The organism is Flavimarina sp. Hel_I_48, assembly GCF_000733945.1.
Lineage (GTDB): Bacteria > Bacteroidota > Bacteroidia > Flavobacteriales > Flavobacteriaceae > Leeuwenhoekiella.
Window position 1 is genome coordinate 421,352 of sequence record NZ_JPOL01000002.1, and the last position, 19,017, is coordinate 440,368.

Here is a 19,017-nt window from a genome sequence, read left to right on the forward strand (position 1 = left end):
CCCGTTACCCTCTTGCTATTCGATTCCCTCATTTTATTCGGGCCTTTTCATACCTTTTTCCGAAGCTAAACCGATCTTGTTTTAAAGAATAAAAACTGGAATTTTTAACAGTAATAACACGGTCAGTTTATCGATACTGCAAAGAAATTTTTCAAACCTCGCGAGTTCCGCCACCTTTAAAATTTTTAGAATAACTGCAAGGAAGAGGCCAAATTATATTGAATTCAGATGGTGTCCATTAGTTGCCAGACTGGCACTTTTAACACTTACTTTATATATCCTGAGCGTTTTCCTTTTCGTTTGAATTGAAACCGAACCGTTTAAATCAGGATGGAGAATTTTAATATCCATATAAGAGAAAATGAATATTATTTTATCCTGTTTGACTTACTTCCCATAGAGCCTTCGTTGTTACCTTTTCGGGAACCCGCTCAAAGATTTGACGGAGTAAGGACTTATAAAAGGGAGTGAGCGACCGGTTATGCAGTCCGGTCTCTGACATAATTTTAGACCTTTGTGACCTGAAAGGTTGGAGTGAATTTTATCCTTGGCGAACGCTGTCCCCTTTTCTGCGACGGGGTTCAAGATTGCTGTAGTGAACCGCATTTCTCGGAATAAAGCTTTTCGAGAAATGGAAAGGAATGTGGTGAAACCGGATGGTAGTTACTTAAAATATGATATGATCAGAGTCGTTATCCTGTTTACTCTTCTTCATCATTAAATAAATTAAACCTTAAATATTCAGGTTTTTTAAAATATGGATATTTAACACTTAAAAATTTAGTGTGATCTTCCTGTTTTTCAATAATCTCGAAAGTGGGGTCTTGATGATTACCTGTAACTACACCTTTAACTTGTTGAATTGTATAAATTCTGAACTCAGAATTAAACATATATAATGTAGGAGTGTTTATGAAAAAGACTCCTTCAACTTTATAATCCTTAGGATTTAGCATTATACCATACTTTAATTCAAAATGTTCTGAAAGAATATCCAAATTATTCTTAAACCATTCTACCTTTCTCCTTATAGTTTCATCATAAGGTTTCTTTCCAGCAGTAAAAGCGTTAAAATCGTTTCTCTGGCTAGGTATATCGTATCTACCTAACAAATGCTTACAATCAGCTATAAAAACTGTTTTAGTAACCTCAGAAATAATTATAAAATCTACTTCTCCAAGTCCTGTGATATCAAACGATGTTCTACCAGTTTTATGAATAAGAACTTTTATATTGCGTTCAAATTTGACATCGTTTTCCCCGAGTTTTTTTTCTACAGCATCATCAAGCCATCTATCATGGTCATCTTCTTTTCTATTTACGTATTGTCGGAAACAGGTATTGGTCTTCCATTCTACAGGAGCCTTTCCCCAAGGGATTGCATTTGATGATAGTTGAAAAAAAGTCTCCATCCAGGAATGCTTACTAAATAAAGCATAATCTGTACCATCTATATTCCAAATAAGTATAGGTCTATATAGATACCTATCTAATCCATATTGCTTGACAGCGCAATCAAGCAAATTCATTTTATTTACCCTATGTAAGGTTAACCCGTTGAAGAATAGCTCTGCCATATCTAATTCCGTTCCAAACATTTCTTTCATATTATAAGGAAGCGTTTTAACCTCAACTCCAACCACATCTCCCCCTTTAGGCTCATTAACTTTATGAATTGATGCTATTAAATGACTTACTTCATCATAATTTATCCCAAAGCAATGTTTAATCGCTGTTTTCAGATCATCAAATCCTGACAATCCACTATCATCTAAAACTGAGTTACCTAAATTTTCTCTGGCAAAAGAATCAAAATATTTAAAAATTTGATTATAGTGATGACGTCTTGTAAATGAGAAAAGTGCATTCTTATCATAGACAACATCCGCAACATCTTCAATCATACTTTGCTCTGCATATAACGATGCGACCGTAAATATCATCTCTCCTAAATAAATCAAATCACTAAGTTTATCCTGAAATCTAACTTTAAAAGCTTCGTTTGCTTCTTCACGGTTGTGCATTTTAACATCACAACCAACCTCCATAATAAACTTTAGTATTCTGCGATATGTAGCGAGATAACTAATACTGATTTCAGATGATAAATCCGTATGAGGGTAATAATAAGCCGCCTCGGTTGCTTGGTCGTGAAATTTAAAGATGTGTTGATAAAAACGAACAGACTCCTCTTCTTTACATATGGATTCAAACATAGAGGTGAAGTAGTTTATACTATATTGTAAAACCTCTGTTACTTCTTCACTTGTGTATTTTCTATTTCCGAAATTTTCAATAAGTTGAAAAGATAGTTCTTTTCTAAATTTAACTTCAGAAGATTTTTCTGCTTTGTAAATTAAATATTTACCTTTTACTTTATGTACACTCATTCCTTTTTTTATCAAGTAAATCAATAGCTTCTTCTAGACTTGAACAACCTGTTTTACTCAATATAGCGAGCCTATATGCTTCTGTATATTCCGTAACAATATTATTATTTATATTTTGCACTAAATATCTAATACCGTCACATTTCTCTTTGCCTGCTTTTAAAAGGATTGACTTTATAGCAAAATCTGCTAAATCATTTGTGTCAAAATTTATTCTAATATTTGAAGCTATTCTAGTATATAATACTTTTTCAACTTCCATAAAGTTCTCTTCCAGTAATATTTGAGTTGTATTCTCTTTAGGGTTATTAGTATGAACATATGATTTAGAACTATCGGAAGTGCCTATCTCTCGTCGATATAACATAGAAGACACTTCTAATAATGAAACATCATCGCTAAGAATCAATATTATTGCATTCACATTACTACCAGCTTTGGAGTAAGGAATTAGTGTTGGCCCGTATCCTCGTTTTTTACTTCTTCTGGCGTACTCAACTTTAAAGGGAGTAATACATTTTACTCTTTCTACTATTAAAGACTTTAATTCTATACCTGGATCATCAATCAAGGATCCATAAGCTAGTATTCCAATTTTGTGTTTTCCCATTATGAATATTTAATTATTCACAAGATAATTGAATTATAGACCGAACAAAAAAATCACGTCCCAAACTACAAATCCACACCTCAAATCACACAAAGACAAAATATGATATTATCATTTTCAGAAATGGTATTCCCCAAATATGACCATTTTTAGGGATCTTGATCCCCAAATATTCCAAATTCAATTTTGGAGTGCATTTAAACCTTATTATTACAATCAATTTTGATTGATACAATTTGATATAAAATATGGCTAAATCTTCTAAATATTATAAATTTTTGTTAAAAAGGGGCTAATTCGGTGGAGGTAGAAAAAGTGAACGCTTTTAACCCCCAAAAACAGGCAAAAAATGAGCTTTTCGATAGTTCCTCTTTCTCCGCAATCAAGCGCAGGCTTGAAATAAGAAAAACCGCCAAGTATACTTGAGCGGTTTTTTTAATTTAAAGACTTAGGCATTTGCAGAATGCCAGAAGTCGTACTCTTTTATAGGCGGATAAAATACCAAAGCCCAAAAATTATAATAGCAAGATCGAGTTTTATTTTTAAGTGAGGAGAGTAGGGATCACAGAATTTAATCCTTTCTTCTCCGCTATATAAAATGGCAATCAGTTAGTTGTGAAGTTTAAATCCAAAATTATACCCAATTCTGCGAAGGATTTGGTATTTTTCATTTTGAATAAACTTCAATGTAATCCTACAGTTACTTCAATCTGTTTATAAATGGCTCCAGCGCGTTTTTAAACTTGGGAAGCGCTTCTATACTAAAAAGGAAGTCATTTCGGGCCAATCATCTTCATTAAAAAGATTAACTTCCTGTTCATTAAAAAGATTAACTTCCTGTAATTCTATTTTAATTCGAGACATTTTATTTTCGGGTAATTCATCCCAATACGTTATCGCTGTCAGTTCGAGTGCTTCTTTGAGGTGGTAACCGAAAAGAAGTGTATCGAGAACCGTATAGGTAAAAAAGGCTTCTCGGTTAAAAAAGCTTCTCGATACTAATTGAATTCCGCTCCCGCTTCATTTAATTCACTCGAAGTGACACTTTTAGACACTAATTGCACCTGGCTCAGGCCAACTGCATTTCACTCGAAGTGACACTTCTCGATAAAAAAACACTACACTGTCGCTGTCAGTTCGAGTGCTTCTTTTAGGTGGTAACCGAAAAGAAGTGTATCGAGAACTAGTTAAATTTTTTCTTCGCGAGATTGGGAAGTTTATCATAGTGTCCTGCGATCAATGCTGCTTTTTTAGCTCTTGACCATTTCTTTATTTTCTTCTCAAAATCTATAGCCATCTCAGGCTCGGTAAATTCACAATAATAACTTAGTACAACAGGTCTTCTAAAATAGGTATACGCATTTTTATTTTTTCCTGATTGATGCTGCGTCAATCTTTTGTGAACATCAGAAGTTATACCTGTATAGTAACTGTCATCTGAGCATTCTAAAATATAAACCGAATATATTTCCATATATACTCTTTTATTGGATACAAGTAGTTGTCTGTTCAAGTGGTTTTTGAAAGCCTGAGCTTTTGAAAAATGTATCGAGAACCGCATGTATAAACAAGACTTCTCGATTGAAATGGCTTCTCGATACTAATTGTTTACGGCTACCGCCACTAACAATTCACTCGAAGTGACAAGATTCCCGAAAATTAAATTAAACAAGCGCTGTCTGTTCGAGTGGTTTTTGAAAGCCTGAGCTTTTAAAAAATGTATCGAGAACCGCATGGAGAAACAAGGCTTCTCGATTGAAATGGCTTCTCGATACTAATTAAATTCTGCTCTCGCTTCATTTAATTCACTCAAAGTGACATTCTTATCGATACTAATTGTTTACGGCTACCGCCTCAAACAATTCACTCGAAGTGACATTCTTATCGATACTAATTGTTTACGGCTACCGCTACTAACAATTCACTCGAAGTGACATTCTTATCGATACTAATTGTTTACGGCTACCGCCACTAACAATTCACTCGAAGTGACATTCTTATCGATACTAATTGTTTACGGCTACCGCCACTAACAATTCACTCGAAGTGACAAGTTAACTATTCTCAACTATCGCAATCTCCTCCTCCGTCAAGCCATAAAGCTCATAAACCATCTGGTCGATTTCGCGCTCCGTTTTATCAATTTGGATTTGCAGATTCTGGGCTTTTTTCTTGTTTTCTTCAAAAAGCGACATCCACTCAAATTCTTCCTTTTTGGTCAATAAATCGACCAAAACAGGGCTAAAATCGGTTGTTTTAGCCGCTTTTTCGCGAATTTTGTTATTGGCTTTGATGCTTTTGTTAAGCTCTTTGATAAACTCCCCAAAATCCAACTCGTACCAATCTTCTAGCTTACGGGAGAGTTTTTCTAGTTTGTATTGGGATGCAAAGAAGGTTTGATACTTAATGATTAATTTATTTAGCTCATCATAAAAGTTGGAGATTGATGCCGACAAATCAATAAAATATTTACTGCTTTTGATCGACACTGGTATGGGTAATCTACTTAGATGTAGTGGCTTAACTTCATATTCATTAAAATATATATTAAAATAAAAATCCATCAGTGATGAATTTAATAAAAGATATAAATTGTTAAGATTATAGTTCTCATCTGTTAATACGATATTAGATAACCTATTTAAATTATAAAAACCATTTTTGTCGAGATAGCAGACAAGTTTTCTCTTCATACCTCTTCTGGTTCTTTGAATAAGTATTTTCTCTTTTTCAAAAATGTATTCTGGGGGCAACGCGCGCCCTAGCTTACCTTTACTTTTTACAAAGTCAACGTCAAACATTATATATTCACCAGGCCAATGAACACCATATCTGCTTATATCTTTACCGTTTAACATTTTATGATATCGTTTATCAATCTTATTTTCAGATGTTAGTTCACTTTTTATATATCCCGTATTTATACCGACTGTACAGTAACAAATTTTACCAAGTTGAATTGAATTTATTTTCATCTTGTCAATTATGCTTGCATAATTATTTGAAATATTAATGTTGAATGATTTGTCAGGACCCGCATATTTATCTAAGTTTATAGAGTATTCAAATTCTAGATCGTCAAATGGAATTTTTCTATTTCTTTGAATTTTAACTAAAACATCATTTTGCTTAGTAGGTGATAACTTTCTAACAGCGTAAATTACACTTTCAACAACAACATTTTCAAAAACATCAAGTCCTAAATCAAAAAATTCGAGGATTTGAAAACTGTTTAACATTGTAGTCCTCAATTTTTTATATGTTTTTGCGCTTAGGAATGTATTAGGTACTATAAAGCTAGACATTCCACCATTTTTAGTGAGTATTATTGTCTTTTCAATAAAAAATTTATAAAGGTCATAATTACCTTCGGCGCTTTTGTAGATTCTTTTAAAATATTCCTTTTCATAGTCAGATATGGCATTCCTGTATGTGTACGGCGGATTCCCAATCACCACATCAAAACCACCCTTCCCTTCTCGATACGATGCGCTTTCTGGCGCATCACTCGAAGTGACATCTGTTTCTCGATACGATGCGCTTCCTGGCGCATCACTCGAAGTGACAGTATTGAAAATATGTGGGAATTCCTGTTCCCATTTAAAGGCTTTATCTCCGGCAACGGCTTTGCTGTCTATTAAACTGTTTCCGCATTTGATGTTGCTGCTTAGGTCATTGAGTTTTCGGCGGGGTTGCGCGGTACGCAGCCAGAGCGAAAGTTTAGCAATTTCTACAGATTCTTCATTAAGGTCAACGCCATAAATATTGTTTTCTAAAATGGTATTTTCGATATCTGCAAACACCAGACCGCCGCCCAGCACTTTGGCCTTCAGTTCATCAATATAGCGGTGCTCTTTGATCAAAAAGTCAAGCGCCTGATTTAAAAAGGCACCAGAGCCACAAGCAGGATCACAGATGGTGATTTGCAAAAGCCAGTCGCGGTAGGTATCTAAAATGTCTACCAGATTTTTAAGCGTGTCTTTGTTACGGCCTTTTCGGCTTTTAAAATACTCCGCTTCCTCAAAACCCAATTCGGTCTTTTTCTCTTCGCAGAGTTTGCCTACCGTGTTTTCTACAATGTATTTGGTAATATACTTGGGCGTGTAAAAAACGCCATCTTTCTTGCGTTTACTGGTTTGTTTATCAAAGGTATCACCTTCTATTTCGGCATTTACACTCTCAATTTCATTGAGCGAATTTTCAAAAATATGCCCCAGAATATTGACATCCACCTGACTTTCAAAATCGTAATTGGCGAGTTTTCGCGTATGCGTCAGCAGCAGGTCGTCGTCTATGATGAGTTGGTCAAGAATGGCATCCGGTTTAAAAAGTCCACCGTTATACGCATAAATTTCCGCGTGTTTTTCGGTGCCTTTTCTTCCCTGGTCTAGATAATTGAAATAGAGCTTAAACCGGTCATAAAGAGGCACGTGCGCATCCATCGCTTTAAGCTGCTCAAAATCATTGAGAATTTTTAATGTGGAATTGGGCGGTAATAGTCCGCGGTCTTCTGAAAAGAAAATAAACAGATACCGGTCTATAAGTTTTTGCGACTTCTTGAACAGGGTAAGTTTTACATTCTTGTCGAGGCGGTTGCGCTCTGTGCGTTCTTCTTCAGAGAGTTCTACGGTATCAACGGCTTCCAGCTGCGCCTGGCGGTTGGTCTTAATTCGTTTTACATTGCGCTTTACCAGATCGCGAAAGAGCTCCCGTTTAAATACCGAATAGTCTTTGTAAAAATTTTTGGTAATCGCTTCTTCTTCGGCAATGGAAGCCTCTTTAATTTTTAGCGGAAGATCGCGCAGCAGGTTCTCGCGTTGCAGACACAGGTACAGCAGTGCAAAGCGATTTGGTGTCAGCTCAAAAAGGTTAAACTCTTCAAACTCGGTCGCATCGTTGATATAAAAGCGCAGTTTCTCAAAATTTGAGGTCACCACATACACACACCCCTTTTGATTGGCTTTATAGTCAAAAGCCTGTCGGCGTATGCTCTCCAGGTCTTTGGTATTGGTTCCCTTTAGTTCTATAACTCCGGTAGCGCTGCCGTCTTTTAAGATAGCGCCGTCTGCCTTACGGTTGTTCCTTTCGTTCTTGAATTCGGTCGTAAAGTTATAATAGGGATTGGGATTTAAAGTATATCCCAGAATATTTACAAAAAGCTCATGCAGAAAAGTCGCCTGAAACTGCTCTTCTTTGGACTTGCGGATATTCTCCTGTATCACCCGTACACCAATCCCAAAAAATTAATCCTTATCTAAAGTTCCTAAACATTTCAATTTCCTGTCACCATAATCAGTAATGCTAGTAATACCATTCTTAAAAGATAAAATTCTTCAAACCCCATCATATCAGTCATTTCCAAAAGAACATTATAAAAAATTCACTATTTTACCAATAATTCAGTTCAATGCCGAGATTTCTTCGGTTTAATGATCGATTTACCCCAAATCTTATTTATTATGAAAGCAAAAATAACTACCGTAGCCCTGCTATCTCTGATCTTCACTGTCCAGGCGCAAGATATTGGGGATTTTATTTCAGTAGAACCTGCAGGACAGAGTTCAGATTTCACCATTCCCCCTACCCACATTTTTCAGAAAATAATCGAAGAAGGCGAAGCCTTGACGCAGGGTGGCGTGCTGGGCGCAAATAATGATTTTGCCGGTTATGTACCTATCGCACAAAGTAGCGAAAAGGGATATTTAAGTATCAATTCAGAACATAATCCCGGCGGTGCAAGTGTACTTGATATTAATTTTAATCCAGATACCAAATTGTGGGAAACTACCAACTCAAAAAAGGTAGATTTTAGTGTGGTTGCCGGTACAGCGCGTAACTGCTCTGGCACGGTAACGCCCTGGAATACTATAATTACCTGTGAAGAAGCTATTGCTACCACAGATGCAAATAATGACAACCGCAATGATCTGGGCTGGTGCGTAGAACTAGACCCGGCCACAAAAACGGTGATTGATAAAAGGTGGGCGCTGGGCAACTTTAAACATGAAAATATAGTGGTGCACGGCAACGAACGGACTGTTTACGAAGGGGCAGATTCAAATCCCGGTTATTTGTACAAATTTGTGGCAGATGTGGACCAGGATCTGAGTTCGGGAAGTCTATACGTGTATCGCGGTTCTAAGAATGGTTCTGGCCAGTGGATTAAGATAAAAAACAGCACCCCGGCAGAACAAAACAGTACACTGGCCCAAAGCGATGCTATAAATGCGACCGTTTTTAACGGGATTGAAGATGTGGAAATAGGACCAGACGGTAAGGTTTATTTTGCCGTTAAGGGAGAAGGCCGTGTCTATCGTTTTCAGGATTCTGATGCGCTTACCAGCACTACGGTAAGTCAAATGGAGACTTTTGTGGGCGGTACTTCCTATACCATACAGACCTCAAGGGGCGCTACAGCGGTAAGTTGGGGCGGCGGGAACGATAATCTCGCCTTTGACGGCGCCGGTAATTTATGGGTCATGCAGGATGGCGGCAATAATTATATCTGGATGGTGGAAAAAGGCCATACGCAGAGCAATCCCAAAGTAAAAATTTTTGGCACTACCCCCACGGGTTCTGAACCTACAGGAATTACGTTTTCCCCAGATTACAGGTTTTTGTTCCTGTCCATTCAACATCCCAGCAGCGCAAATAATAGTTCCACGCAAACCGATGCTGCCGGAAACATACTGGCTTTTGATAATGATATTACTCTGGTGATCGCGAGAAATGAAGACCTGGGAGGTCCCCTCTCCACCGAAAGTTTTAACCGAACCAAATTAAATATCTATCCCAATCCTTCTACCGGAAATTATACGCTTGAACTGGAAAATAGAAATGCGGAAGTGGAAATACAGGTTTTTACCGCAGATGGAAGACGTGTCGTTACTCAGAAGACTAATAATATAAAACGTTATACGTTAAACCTTTTCAGTCAACCTGCGGGGATTTATCTTGTCGAAATCAAAAGGGGAAATGAACTTATAGGAAGAAGGAAGCTCATTAAAAAATAGGTCAAATGCCAACCCAATTTAAATAAATAGCATGTCAAAACTGGCAAAATATTCCTTTGAAATATACTTTAAAACTGAATAAAAAACACTAAAAATAGCCGAAAATAGAGTATTTAAAACTATTTAACTAAAAGGAAGAACCGACTTATTTCGGCAAAAAACAGCTGATATTAGTACTAAAACAATCAGTTTTTGCTATATTTTTAATGGCTATCGCTCGAAATAATATAGGAATAGATAGGTATTATAAATTAATCCAATTCTTCTTTTACCTGCACGGTTGCCATACCAAACCTATCCTAGCCTTTTCACCAAAAAATACCATTTCCGCTCAAAAAAGGATCAAAATAGCCTGAAAACAGCCTAAAAAATTCCATTTATGGGCAATTTATAAAGGAAGTTTAACCATAGAAAAAGAGCTGTCTAATTTAGACAGCTCTTTTTGCAAGTAATCCTTGATTGATCAGATTTATAAAAGGCTAATTTTAATATCCGGGATTTTGTAAAATTTCCGGATTTTGATCAATTATGGATTGTGGAATAGGGTTCATATACATTTTAGATGTAAACACATGCGGGTGATTGAGTGGGATTACTTCATACTGCCAATCTCCGCTATTGTTTGATGGGGAAGTATTGGTGATTTTCATACCGTGTTTATCAACACTCATAACATCTTCAGCAATTTTCCATCGTATGATATCAAAAAACCTGTTGTTTTCATATCCCAGTTCTACCCTACGTTCTCTGTGAATCGCCTCGCGCATGGCGTTCTTATCAAGTCCGGCTTCAAGATCTGGCAGTTCAGATCTATTTCTGAGGGCATTTATAGCGCTATACACTGAGGCATCTGGCCCTGAAACTTCATTTTGCGCTTCGGCATAATTCAGAAGGACCATCGCGTAGCGGTAAAAGATATAATTCTGACCACTGGCACCGCCACCTCGCGGAGCATCTGGATTTAATTTCTTTTTGGAATAATAGCCTGTATTCCCCACATCATCACTACCAAAGTCGATTTCGTTAAGTGAAGGGTTGACTTCATCTATTCTTGTATAAATAGTATCAGTAGTTTCCATCCAGTCCAGTTTGTAAGGAGCGCCATCGTAAACGATAAAATCGTAAAATCTTTTTTCACGACCGGTATAAGGATCCTGGGGATTATAGCCTGATGTAGGATCTGAAATGACCTTACCGTTAGCCATGGCAAAATCATCTACCATTTCCTGTGTGGGATTGTAATTGCCCCAGGTGTAATACACCCCATTTACCCATACCGGGCCACCATATTGCTCATAGTTGGAACCCATGGTGTTTGCCACTACCTGCCTGTCCCAGATCACTTCAGAATTGTATTCATTAGAAGCGCGCCATAGATCAGACAGCTCTGGAAAAAGTGCATAGGTACCGCCATACTCATCTATGAATTTTTTATTTGTAGCGGCAGCCGTTGCCCATCTGGAGGGATCTTCACTTTCAAAACTTATGAGATGGTTAGGATCTGCCAAAGCAGGAGCACTATTAAAAAGGGGACTTGCAGCATAAAGTTCAAGCCAGCCCTTTAGCATTAATGCAGCACCTAAAGTTGCCCGGCCGGCATCGCTTTCGCCAAAGCTGTATTTCACTTCCAGGGCCTGATTTTGCACTATAGCCCCTAACTCATCAGTCAGGAAATTTAAGGTTTCGGCAAAAGTATTGCGCGCGTTGTAAATGTCTTCCCGCTCCATCGTATTGCGGTCTAGCGGCTCTGTTATAATAGGAATTCCACCCACGTGCAACCAGAGTTCGCTATAGAAATAAGCCCTTAAAAAACGTGCTTCGTCAATACGTTGTTTTATATAAGATTCAGAAAAATTTTCAGCATTTTCATTTATTTTTTGAATAAATAAATTGCACCTTCTCACCTTAGCATACGTACTCTCCCAGTTGGCATGATCTGTAGGTCCAGAGGTACCTCCCCATACCTGAAAGTCACTAGAAGAAGGATTGACTATACCGCTTTTCCAGTTGTAGGACGTGTAGTAAAACCCGGCGTCATTATCATCAGTAAAGTTATCCAGGTTTTCTGGTTCATTACCTTTATTGGGAATATTGCTATAAATGTCGTTTAAGAATAAATCTGCTGTACTTTCAGATTCCCATTGTGTTTCATCGTTCAAGTTGGTCTTATCGGTATTGTCTAAAAATTCCTCGTCACAGGAAGTGAAAGTAGACACCAGTAATCCAAAAATAAGAAGATGGCTTATTTTTAAAATGCTGCTTTTATAGTTCATTTTGATATATTTTAAAATTATTAGAAGTTTACATCCAGACCAAAGGTTACGATCTTTGAATTGGGATAGGCCGTTTCCCTGTCAATATCATTGTTGTTCTGATCTGCATATCCTGCCTCAGGATCAATAAAGTCCAGCTTGCTCAGCGTTAGCAGGTTCTGGCCGGTAACGTACAGGCGTAAATTTTGGATTTTTAAACCATCGGTAAGGCTCGTTGGCAGGGTATACCCTATCTGGGCGGTTTTAAGCCTAACAAATTTGCTGTCTACCATCCAGAAATCTGACGTCTGCGTATTATTGGCAAACGGACTTTGTGTTGCCCGCGGATATTTTGCCCCCTGGTTATCGGGAGTCCATCGGTTGTTATAATATTCATTTGTGGTGTTACTGCTGTTATTTGCGAAGGGCAAGGTCTGGAACGATTGATTTAAATCAAAACTGACCTTTGCAGAGCCCTGAAAGAATAAACTCACATCAAAACCCTTCCATTTCGCATTTGCGGTAAGTCCATAAGTGATCATGGGATATGCGGGATTACCTATTACCGTTTCATCATTCGCATCTATTCTTCCATCGGGTACTCCCTCTGGGCCACTCAAATCTGCATATCTGATATCCCCGGGATGAAGTTCACCAAACTGTTCAATATCATAGCCGTCTGCACTGTTTATGATACCGTCATTGTTGATATCATCTGCGGTGGAAAATAATCCCAGCGATTTATAACCAAAAGGGGTGTTATAGGCCCGGCCTGTCCTGCTACGGTTTGGATTGTTGCGGGTTGCGGCAGTTTCAAATACTTCAACCATTTCATTTGTGGCATAACTGAAGTTTCCGCTCAGTCCCAGATAAAGTCCGTTATTAAAGGTGTAATTGCTACCTGCTACAAATTCAAAACCATGACTTTTCATAACACCGGCATTCTCTTCAGAAAGGTCCAGACCATATTCGGCAGGAACACTTACCGCAGGGGGAAGGAGCATTCCCGTACGTTCTTCGGAAAAATAATCTGCTTCAAGGGTAAGCAGGCTGTTCCACAAGTTGGCATCAAAACCCACGTCGAATTTAGTAGCTATTTCCCAGGTAATATTTGGGTTTGCTTCCAGGGGCACGTAAGATCCCTGCACCATTCTACCGGTACCAAAGGCGTAGGCATTTCCGTAGAGATTATACCCATTTAAATATTGAAAAGCAGTACCCGCAAGATTACCCGACTTCCCCCAGGATGCCCGCACCTTCAGATTATCTACATATTCCAGGTTCTCCATAAATTTTTCTTCAGACAACCTCCATCCGGCAGAAAAAGCCGGAAAATAACCATAGCGCTCTGAGGGTGCGAAATAATAATGACCATCATACCGGCCCGTCGCTTCAAAGAGATACCTGTTATTGTAGGCATAGGTAAAGCGGTATACATAACCAACCTGGCTACCCGTAGATGAGGAGCCCCCGTTGTCATAATCATTACGGTCTGAACTACCCATACCCAATTCGTCAATGTTTACGGCAAAATTATTTCGACGTGCGCTGAATGTTTCAAATTTGTTATTCCGTGCTTCTGCTACAAACAAACCTGATACATCATGCTTGCCAAACGTATTTGCGTAATTGATGATACCTTGATAGGTGAAGGTCTGGTTTTTATTGTACTCCTGACTAAGCCAGGTAAAACTGGCCGCACCTCCTTCATTAGCCGATATTTCCCTGGTATAGGTTACAGGGTCTGCATTGAGATCCTGCGCATAGAAATAAAAAGGCCGGTGCCAGTTTTTAATGGTACGCTGGTTAGGGTCGTAACTAAAAGTTCCCTTTACGTTCAGGCCCTTTATAAAGGGCAGATCCTGCTCAATGGAAGCCGTTGTTAAAAGCGTGTTGTTATTGTTTTTCACATAACCGCCGGAATTTAAAATAGCCACGGGAGAGCGACCGGCAAATTCACCCCATAAACCATTGCTGTATTTGATATTGCGAATAGGTATGAATTTAAAACCACTTCTAAACAATCCACTGGCTGTTTCCTGGGGATCTACAGATTCTGTCTTTTCAATAGAACCGAGTATGGAAAGCAAAACCTTTGTAGTAGAAGTTACCTGAGTCTGTAAGTTCATATTATAATTATAGCGGTCGTAACTCATAGGGTCAAAATATCCACCCTGATTGAAGTAACCCAAGCCTGCATAGTATTTGATATCTTCTGTACCCCCACTCAGCTGCATGTTATAATTCTGGATTGGCGCACTGGAATTTACATATTCTGCCGGGTTGCTTTGTGGATACCTGTCTGGATCTTCCGCATGCAAATTATCGTAATTGGCGATTACTCCAGGATCAAAGGGTAGTTGACTACCTTCGGGTACTACTCCCAGATTATCATTTAAAAAAGCTTCATTTCTCAGGCTCATATATTTCTGAGCGTTGAGCAGTTCCGGGTAATAATCATAAGTGGGGGTCTGCGTGCCATAATAGGTGCTCAAACTCAGCGCGGGAGCACCCGTTTTTCCCTTTTTTGTAGTGATAAGGATTACACCATTTGCGCCGCCCAGGCCATAGGGAGCTACGGCAGCGGCGTCTTTTAATACAGACATAGACTCAATGGTATTAGGGTCAATCTGGTTAATATTAGAACGGATAATCCCATCTACAACCACTAAAGGGGCACTGTTCCCCGTTGTACTTATGCCCCGTATCTGTATGGCCGGACTATCCAAACCCGGCTGCCCGCCATTGGGTCGCATACTTACACCCGCCATGCGTCCCGCAATCGATTGAGATATATTTGATACGGGGGTTTGTGCGACATCTTCTCCATCTAAAGTACTCACAGAACCGGTAAGTGTGGATTTTTTCTGAGTACCATAACCTACCACGACCACCTCGTCTAAGGACTGTGAATCTTCTGTCAGATTTACATCAAGTACGCTGTCATTGCCCACCGTTTTTTCTGTAGTGGCCATCCCGACAAAAGAATAAACCAACACCGCACCCGGAGAGCTGACCGCTATGCTGTAATTACCGTCAAAATCGCTTAAAGTACCATTATTTGTTTCTTTTTCTAAAATGTTCACACCCGGTAAAGGCATACCATTAACGTCTGTAATAGTTCCTGTAATCGTGGTCTGATAGCTGTCATAAGGTGCCGTGTTCCTTGCATACCCATAATAACTGAGTAGAACAAAAAGAAATGCAAGCGATTTTTTTAAATAACGTATAAATGGGGCTCTCTGCAGGCTGCTGTCTGAAACAGCATGAGATAAAATTTTCATTCTTTTCATTGGTTTTGTTTTTAGAGGTTGTGTTATATGCGAATTTTTGTAAGGTTTTATTGTTTTATTTAATCGTCTCCTGCCGTAAATAATTTTTGGTGCCGGGGTTTGTAAAGCTGTTTTTCCAATCCCTGCCAAATGTCGGAATATGTAAAAATCCCATTCGAAATCGTTGTAGTTACCCTATCGGGTATTTTTATAAAATAGGATTAAAATGAACTTCACTTAAAATTTAAATTCATAGTGAGCACGAGTTCCTTTCGATAATGCTAAGATTTAAACCCGATCCTTTTGATCTACCAGGACTTCACGGTTTTTTTTTGCATTCTTTTGCCAGAAGAAAAGAATGGTAAACAGAACAATCAAAATAGCGGGAAAAATCACAATATTCTGCAATGTTTCTTGTCCCGCGGCAAGTTCCAGGGCATTTCCGGTAAGACCTTCACTAATGTTCTCCTCTCTCGCACTATCTATCCAACTTCCAATAAAAGGTTGAAATATAGAAGTGGAAAACATACCAACACCCCCTAATACAGACATTCCCAAAGCACTGCTCAAGGGGACTTTTTGGGCTACAGATCCTACCATAACCGGCCAGAAATAACAAACTCCCAGAGCGAAGATAATTGCTGCCAGATATGCCAAAGGGCCTGTAACTACACTAAACATGTAAATACCTATAGTAGCCAGGATCGCTGATAGTAGCAGGACACCGGTCTGGCCCAGAAAACCAACCACAGGACCTGCAAAAAACCTCCCTGTTGCCATCAATCCTGACGTCAAAGCGAGAATAAGCATAGGTTCTGCACCGCTGTAACTTAATATGATACTTACCCACTGGTTAGGACCAAATTCAGAAATAGCCGTAAGTGCCATACAAACAAATAAGAAAATGTAAATAGGACTTATCATCGCTTTAAAATTCTCCTTTAAAGAGGTGGCTTTATCTACCTGCGGCACGGGGAATTTTTTTCCAAAGAATAGAATGGCGTAAATAATAGTAGGAACCATTATCAACCACATTTGTGTCTGCCATGACCAGTTCCAGTCGGTCATAAATTTTGATAGAATAGCGCCTACAAAAATCCCTCCCGGAAACCACATATGAAAACGATTGAGCATTTTGTTCATTTTGACCCCAGAAAACATATCTGCGATCATGGGATTACAGGCTGCTTCTGTACAACCGTTACCAAAACCTATAAACAAAGTAGAAATTAGAAGGCTGACATAACCTCCAGAATATATGGTCATGATGATACCTACGGTATGTGCAATAAAGGCAATAGACATGATGTTCCTGGGACCAAAAGAATGATATATAAGTCCGCCTATAATCATACTAATAGGGAAACCCAAAAACCACATAGAATTTATAAATCCCAGCTGTTCTGCAGAAAGATTGAAGTCATTGGCCAATTGTGGAAGTATACCTGCTCGTATGGAAAAAGAAAAAGCGGTTGTAATCAGGGCAAAGCAACTACCCGCGAAAAGGGCATTACGATTGATGGTTGTTTTCATAAAGTTTAGTTAGTGTATGTTAAATGTATGCAAAAAATAACCAATTGCTCAACAATTTACCAATTTAAATGTGAAATTAACATTTATCGAATTCCGTTTTTATGATCTTCTCAATTGAATATTGGGGATTTTGCTTAGCGATTAAAATCATTGAGACTTTTGGTCCAGCCTCCTTAATTCTGGAAATGATCCAATTGAACTTAGAATTGGAAGATCGGAAGTTGAAATAAAAGTTTTTACCTCAGCGGCCAGACACTTCGTCATTAAATACTATTCTTTTCAAAGCATACAAACATGCTAAAAACAGCTAATAGCTACCTAAAATAGGATAGTTAAAGCCGTTTTCAGAAAGGGAGAAACCTGTATATTCTAGCAAAAACCTTTAAAATTAAACCCGGATTGATCGGTTTTCGCTGTATTTTAGTAGCTATCGAGATAGAAAATTAAGAGGTCAGGCTTTTTTACGATTAATCAACCACTTCATTTGATTGAGCGGTTGCCATTCCCACCATACTGTCTGCCGTTCCATAATAAAGATACCACTGCTCATGAAAATACACCAAGCCTTCCACAAAGGTGGTCCCGTCTTTATACTGTCCCGACTTTTCAAAAGGTAATTCTGGTTGTAAATATGGCTCTTCACTACGATCCAGCAATTTCCAGGGCTTTTCAGCAGAAAACAAGGCTTGTCCACTGGTATATACCCTGTTTCCTAAATTCTTTACCCCAATGTTTGAAGAATTTCCTGCATTATATAATACAACGATACCATCTTTGGTAAGTACTGGGGGAGCGCCTGCTTCTACTAGCCAGGAATCAAAATAGCCGGGCCGCGGATTTAGAACCGGCGCAAGATTACCCGAATAATCTTCCATGGGCTGCCAGTTGATGAGATCTGTCGAGGTTGCCAGCCAGATATGGGGTACCCCATAATACATATAATATTTACCATTTATCTTTGCAGCAACTAGTTTGCCATCTTTTATGCGGGTTACTATCGCTCCAGATTTTGTTTCTGAAGTGTTGTATTTTCCCTCTTTATACGCTTCGAAAATGGGTCCATGTTTGGTCCATTCTTTTAAGTCTTTTGAAGTTGCAAGCGCCAGTCGGGGCACTTCTCCATTCCACTGGGTGTAGGTTAAAATATAGGTGCCATCTTCACTTTCCACTATTCGCGGATCTTCGGTACCCCCTATCCATTCATACTGCTTTTGATCATCATTATCGGGATAGAAAATAGGTTCCTGCCGGGTTTGGTAATGTATTCCATCACCTGAAGTGGCCACGCCTATGCGGGAAGTGTGACCACCTATGGTATCGTTATGACGATCCTCCTCTGCCCGGTACAGTACATAAATACTGTCGTTTTTTACAATCGCAGCTGGGTTAAAAGTAGCTTTAGATTGCCAGAAAACCGTTTTACCACTCATAGGATCATCAAATGATGAAAGAGTATCCCGCTGGATGATGGGTTGTGCCTTTTTAGGACGTTGAAAAGGGCCCAAAATCCATGGTTTATTTTTCTGCTCACTATGGTTGTTATCTACAGTCTTTTTCTGCATCTGGGTATGGCAGGACAAAGCAAGAAACGCTATAAATATTGCTAAATAATGTATTTTCAATTTGCTCATAATTGATGTAATATACTTTGACATTAATATCCTGGACTTTGCTGAATCTTACCTCCCGAACGATCTATCTCTCCCTGGGGAATGGGGTAAAGTATATTATAATCCTGAAAGTTCTTACCCAAAGCGGAAAGTACAGCATATGCAATCTGCCAGCGTTAGAGGTCGATAAGACGCTGATAGTCAAAGCCCAACTCTACACGTCGTTCATGCTGTAACATGCTTAGGGCCTGATCTTTACAAAGGCCCATGCCAGCATAATGCTGTAAGGCTGTTTGGAGTTATAATAAATACCTATACCTACCACACTTGAAATAGT

General features: G+C 38.7%; 10 protein-coding genes. 2 read left to right on the forward strand and 8 right to left on the reverse strand.

Translation table 11 applies throughout. The features are described from left to right. Nucleotides 1-701: 701 nt before the first annotated feature. The 4 genes from P162_RS02105 to P162_RS17860 form a co-directional block, all read right to left on the reverse strand. Complete coding sequence (locus tag P162_RS02105; protein WP_031425539.1) at nt 702-2,390, reverse strand: hypothetical protein; 1,689 nt, start codon at nt 2,388-2,390, stop codon at nt 702-704. Then, on the reverse strand, nt 2,377-3,000 hold the full coding sequence (locus P162_RS02110; protein ID WP_031425540.1) for a hypothetical protein: 624 nt from the start codon (nt 2,998-3,000) through the stop codon (nt 2,377-2,379). The genes P162_RS02105 and P162_RS02110 overlap by 14 nt, the downstream gene beginning before the upstream one ends. Nucleotides 3,001-4,183: 1,183 nt before the next feature. Beyond that, nucleotides 4,184-4,474 carry a GIY-YIG nuclease family protein gene (locus P162_RS02115; protein WP_031425541.1) on the reverse strand — a complete coding sequence of 97 codons (291 nt, stop codon included), beginning with the start codon at nt 4,472-4,474 and terminating at the stop codon, nt 4,184-4,186. Nucleotides 4,475-5,054: 580 nt separating this feature from the next. After that, nucleotides 5,055-8,222, reverse strand: a complete 3,168-nt coding sequence (locus P162_RS17860; RefSeq protein WP_051907740.1) for an Eco57I restriction-modification methylase domain-containing protein — start codon at nt 8,220-8,222, stop codon at nt 5,055-5,057. 237 nt (nt 8,223-8,459) lie between these two features. Between P162_RS17860 and P162_RS02125 the strand changes: the two genes are divergently transcribed. Next, nucleotides 8,460-10,013: an alkaline phosphatase PhoX gene (locus P162_RS02125; protein ID WP_051907741.1), complete on the forward strand. Its 1,554-nt coding sequence runs from the start codon at nt 8,460-8,462 to the stop codon at nt 10,011-10,013. Nucleotides 10,014-10,498: 485 nt separating this feature from the next. Here the strand turns inward: P162_RS02125 and P162_RS02130 are convergent, their stop codons facing one another. From P162_RS02130 to P162_RS02145, 4 genes are all read right to left on the reverse strand, one after another. After that, nucleotides 10,499-12,286 (reverse strand): RagB/SusD family nutrient uptake outer membrane protein, encoded by a 1,788-nt coding sequence (locus P162_RS02130; RefSeq protein WP_031425544.1) that lies wholly within the window; start codon nt 12,284-12,286, stop codon nt 10,499-10,501. A 20-nt stretch (nt 12,287-12,306) separates the two neighbouring features. Beyond that, entirely contained in the window at nt 12,307-15,558 is a 3,252-nt protein-coding gene (locus P162_RS02135) for a SusC/RagA family TonB-linked outer membrane protein (protein WP_035916764.1), read from the reverse strand. Nucleotides 15,559-15,825: 267 nt separating this feature from the next. Beyond that, a complete protein-coding gene (locus tag P162_RS02140; RefSeq protein WP_031425546.1) occupies nt 15,826-17,070 on the reverse strand; it encodes an MFS transporter in 1,245 nt (414 codons plus the stop codon). Between the two features lie 467 nt (nt 17,071-17,537). Then, nucleotides 17,538-18,701 carry a glycoside hydrolase family 130 protein gene (locus tag P162_RS02145; RefSeq protein ID WP_031425547.1) on the reverse strand — a complete coding sequence of 388 codons (1,164 nt, stop codon included), beginning with the start codon at nt 18,699-18,701 and terminating at the stop codon, nt 17,538-17,540. A gap of 38 nt (nt 18,702-18,739) precedes the next feature. Between P162_RS02145 and P162_RS17640 the strand changes: the two genes are divergently transcribed. Further along, nucleotides 18,740-18,916: a hypothetical protein gene (locus tag P162_RS17640; RefSeq protein ID WP_164076186.1), complete on the forward strand. Its 177-nt coding sequence runs from the start codon at nt 18,740-18,742 to the stop codon at nt 18,914-18,916. Nucleotides 18,917-19,017: the final 101 nt, after the last annotated feature.

What these genes read in the sequence shown, in the direction of transcription:
- P162_RS02105 (WP_031425539.1), bottom strand. Translation starts at nt 2,390, where the DNA reads ATGAGTGTACATAAAGTAAAAGGTAAATATTTAATTTACAAAGCAGAA.
- P162_RS02115 (WP_031425541.1), bottom strand. Translation starts at nt 4,474, where the DNA reads ATGGAAATATATTCGGTTTATATTTTAGAATGCTCAGATGACAGTTAC.
- P162_RS02125 (WP_051907741.1), top strand. Translation starts at nt 8,460, where the DNA reads ATGAAAGCAAAAATAACTACCGTAGCCCTGCTATCTCTGATCTTCACT.
- P162_RS02145 (WP_031425547.1), bottom strand. Translation starts at nt 18,701, where the DNA reads ATGAGCAAATTGAAAATACATTATTTAGCAATATTTATAGCGTTTCTT.
- P162_RS02130 (WP_031425544.1), bottom strand. Translation starts at nt 12,286, where the DNA reads ATGAACTATAAAAGCAGCATTTTAAAAATAAGCCATCTTCTTATTTTT.
- P162_RS02140 (WP_031425546.1), bottom strand. Translation starts at nt 17,070, where the DNA reads ATGAAAACAACCATCAATCGTAATGCCCTTTTCGCGGGTAGTTGCTTT.
- P162_RS02110 (WP_031425540.1), bottom strand. Translation starts at nt 3,000, where the DNA reads ATGGGAAAACACAAAATTGGAATACTAGCTTATGGATCCTTGATTGAT.
- P162_RS02135 (WP_035916764.1), bottom strand. Translation starts at nt 15,558, where the DNA reads ATGAAAAGAATGAAAATTTTATCTCATGCTGTTTCAGACAGCAGCCTG.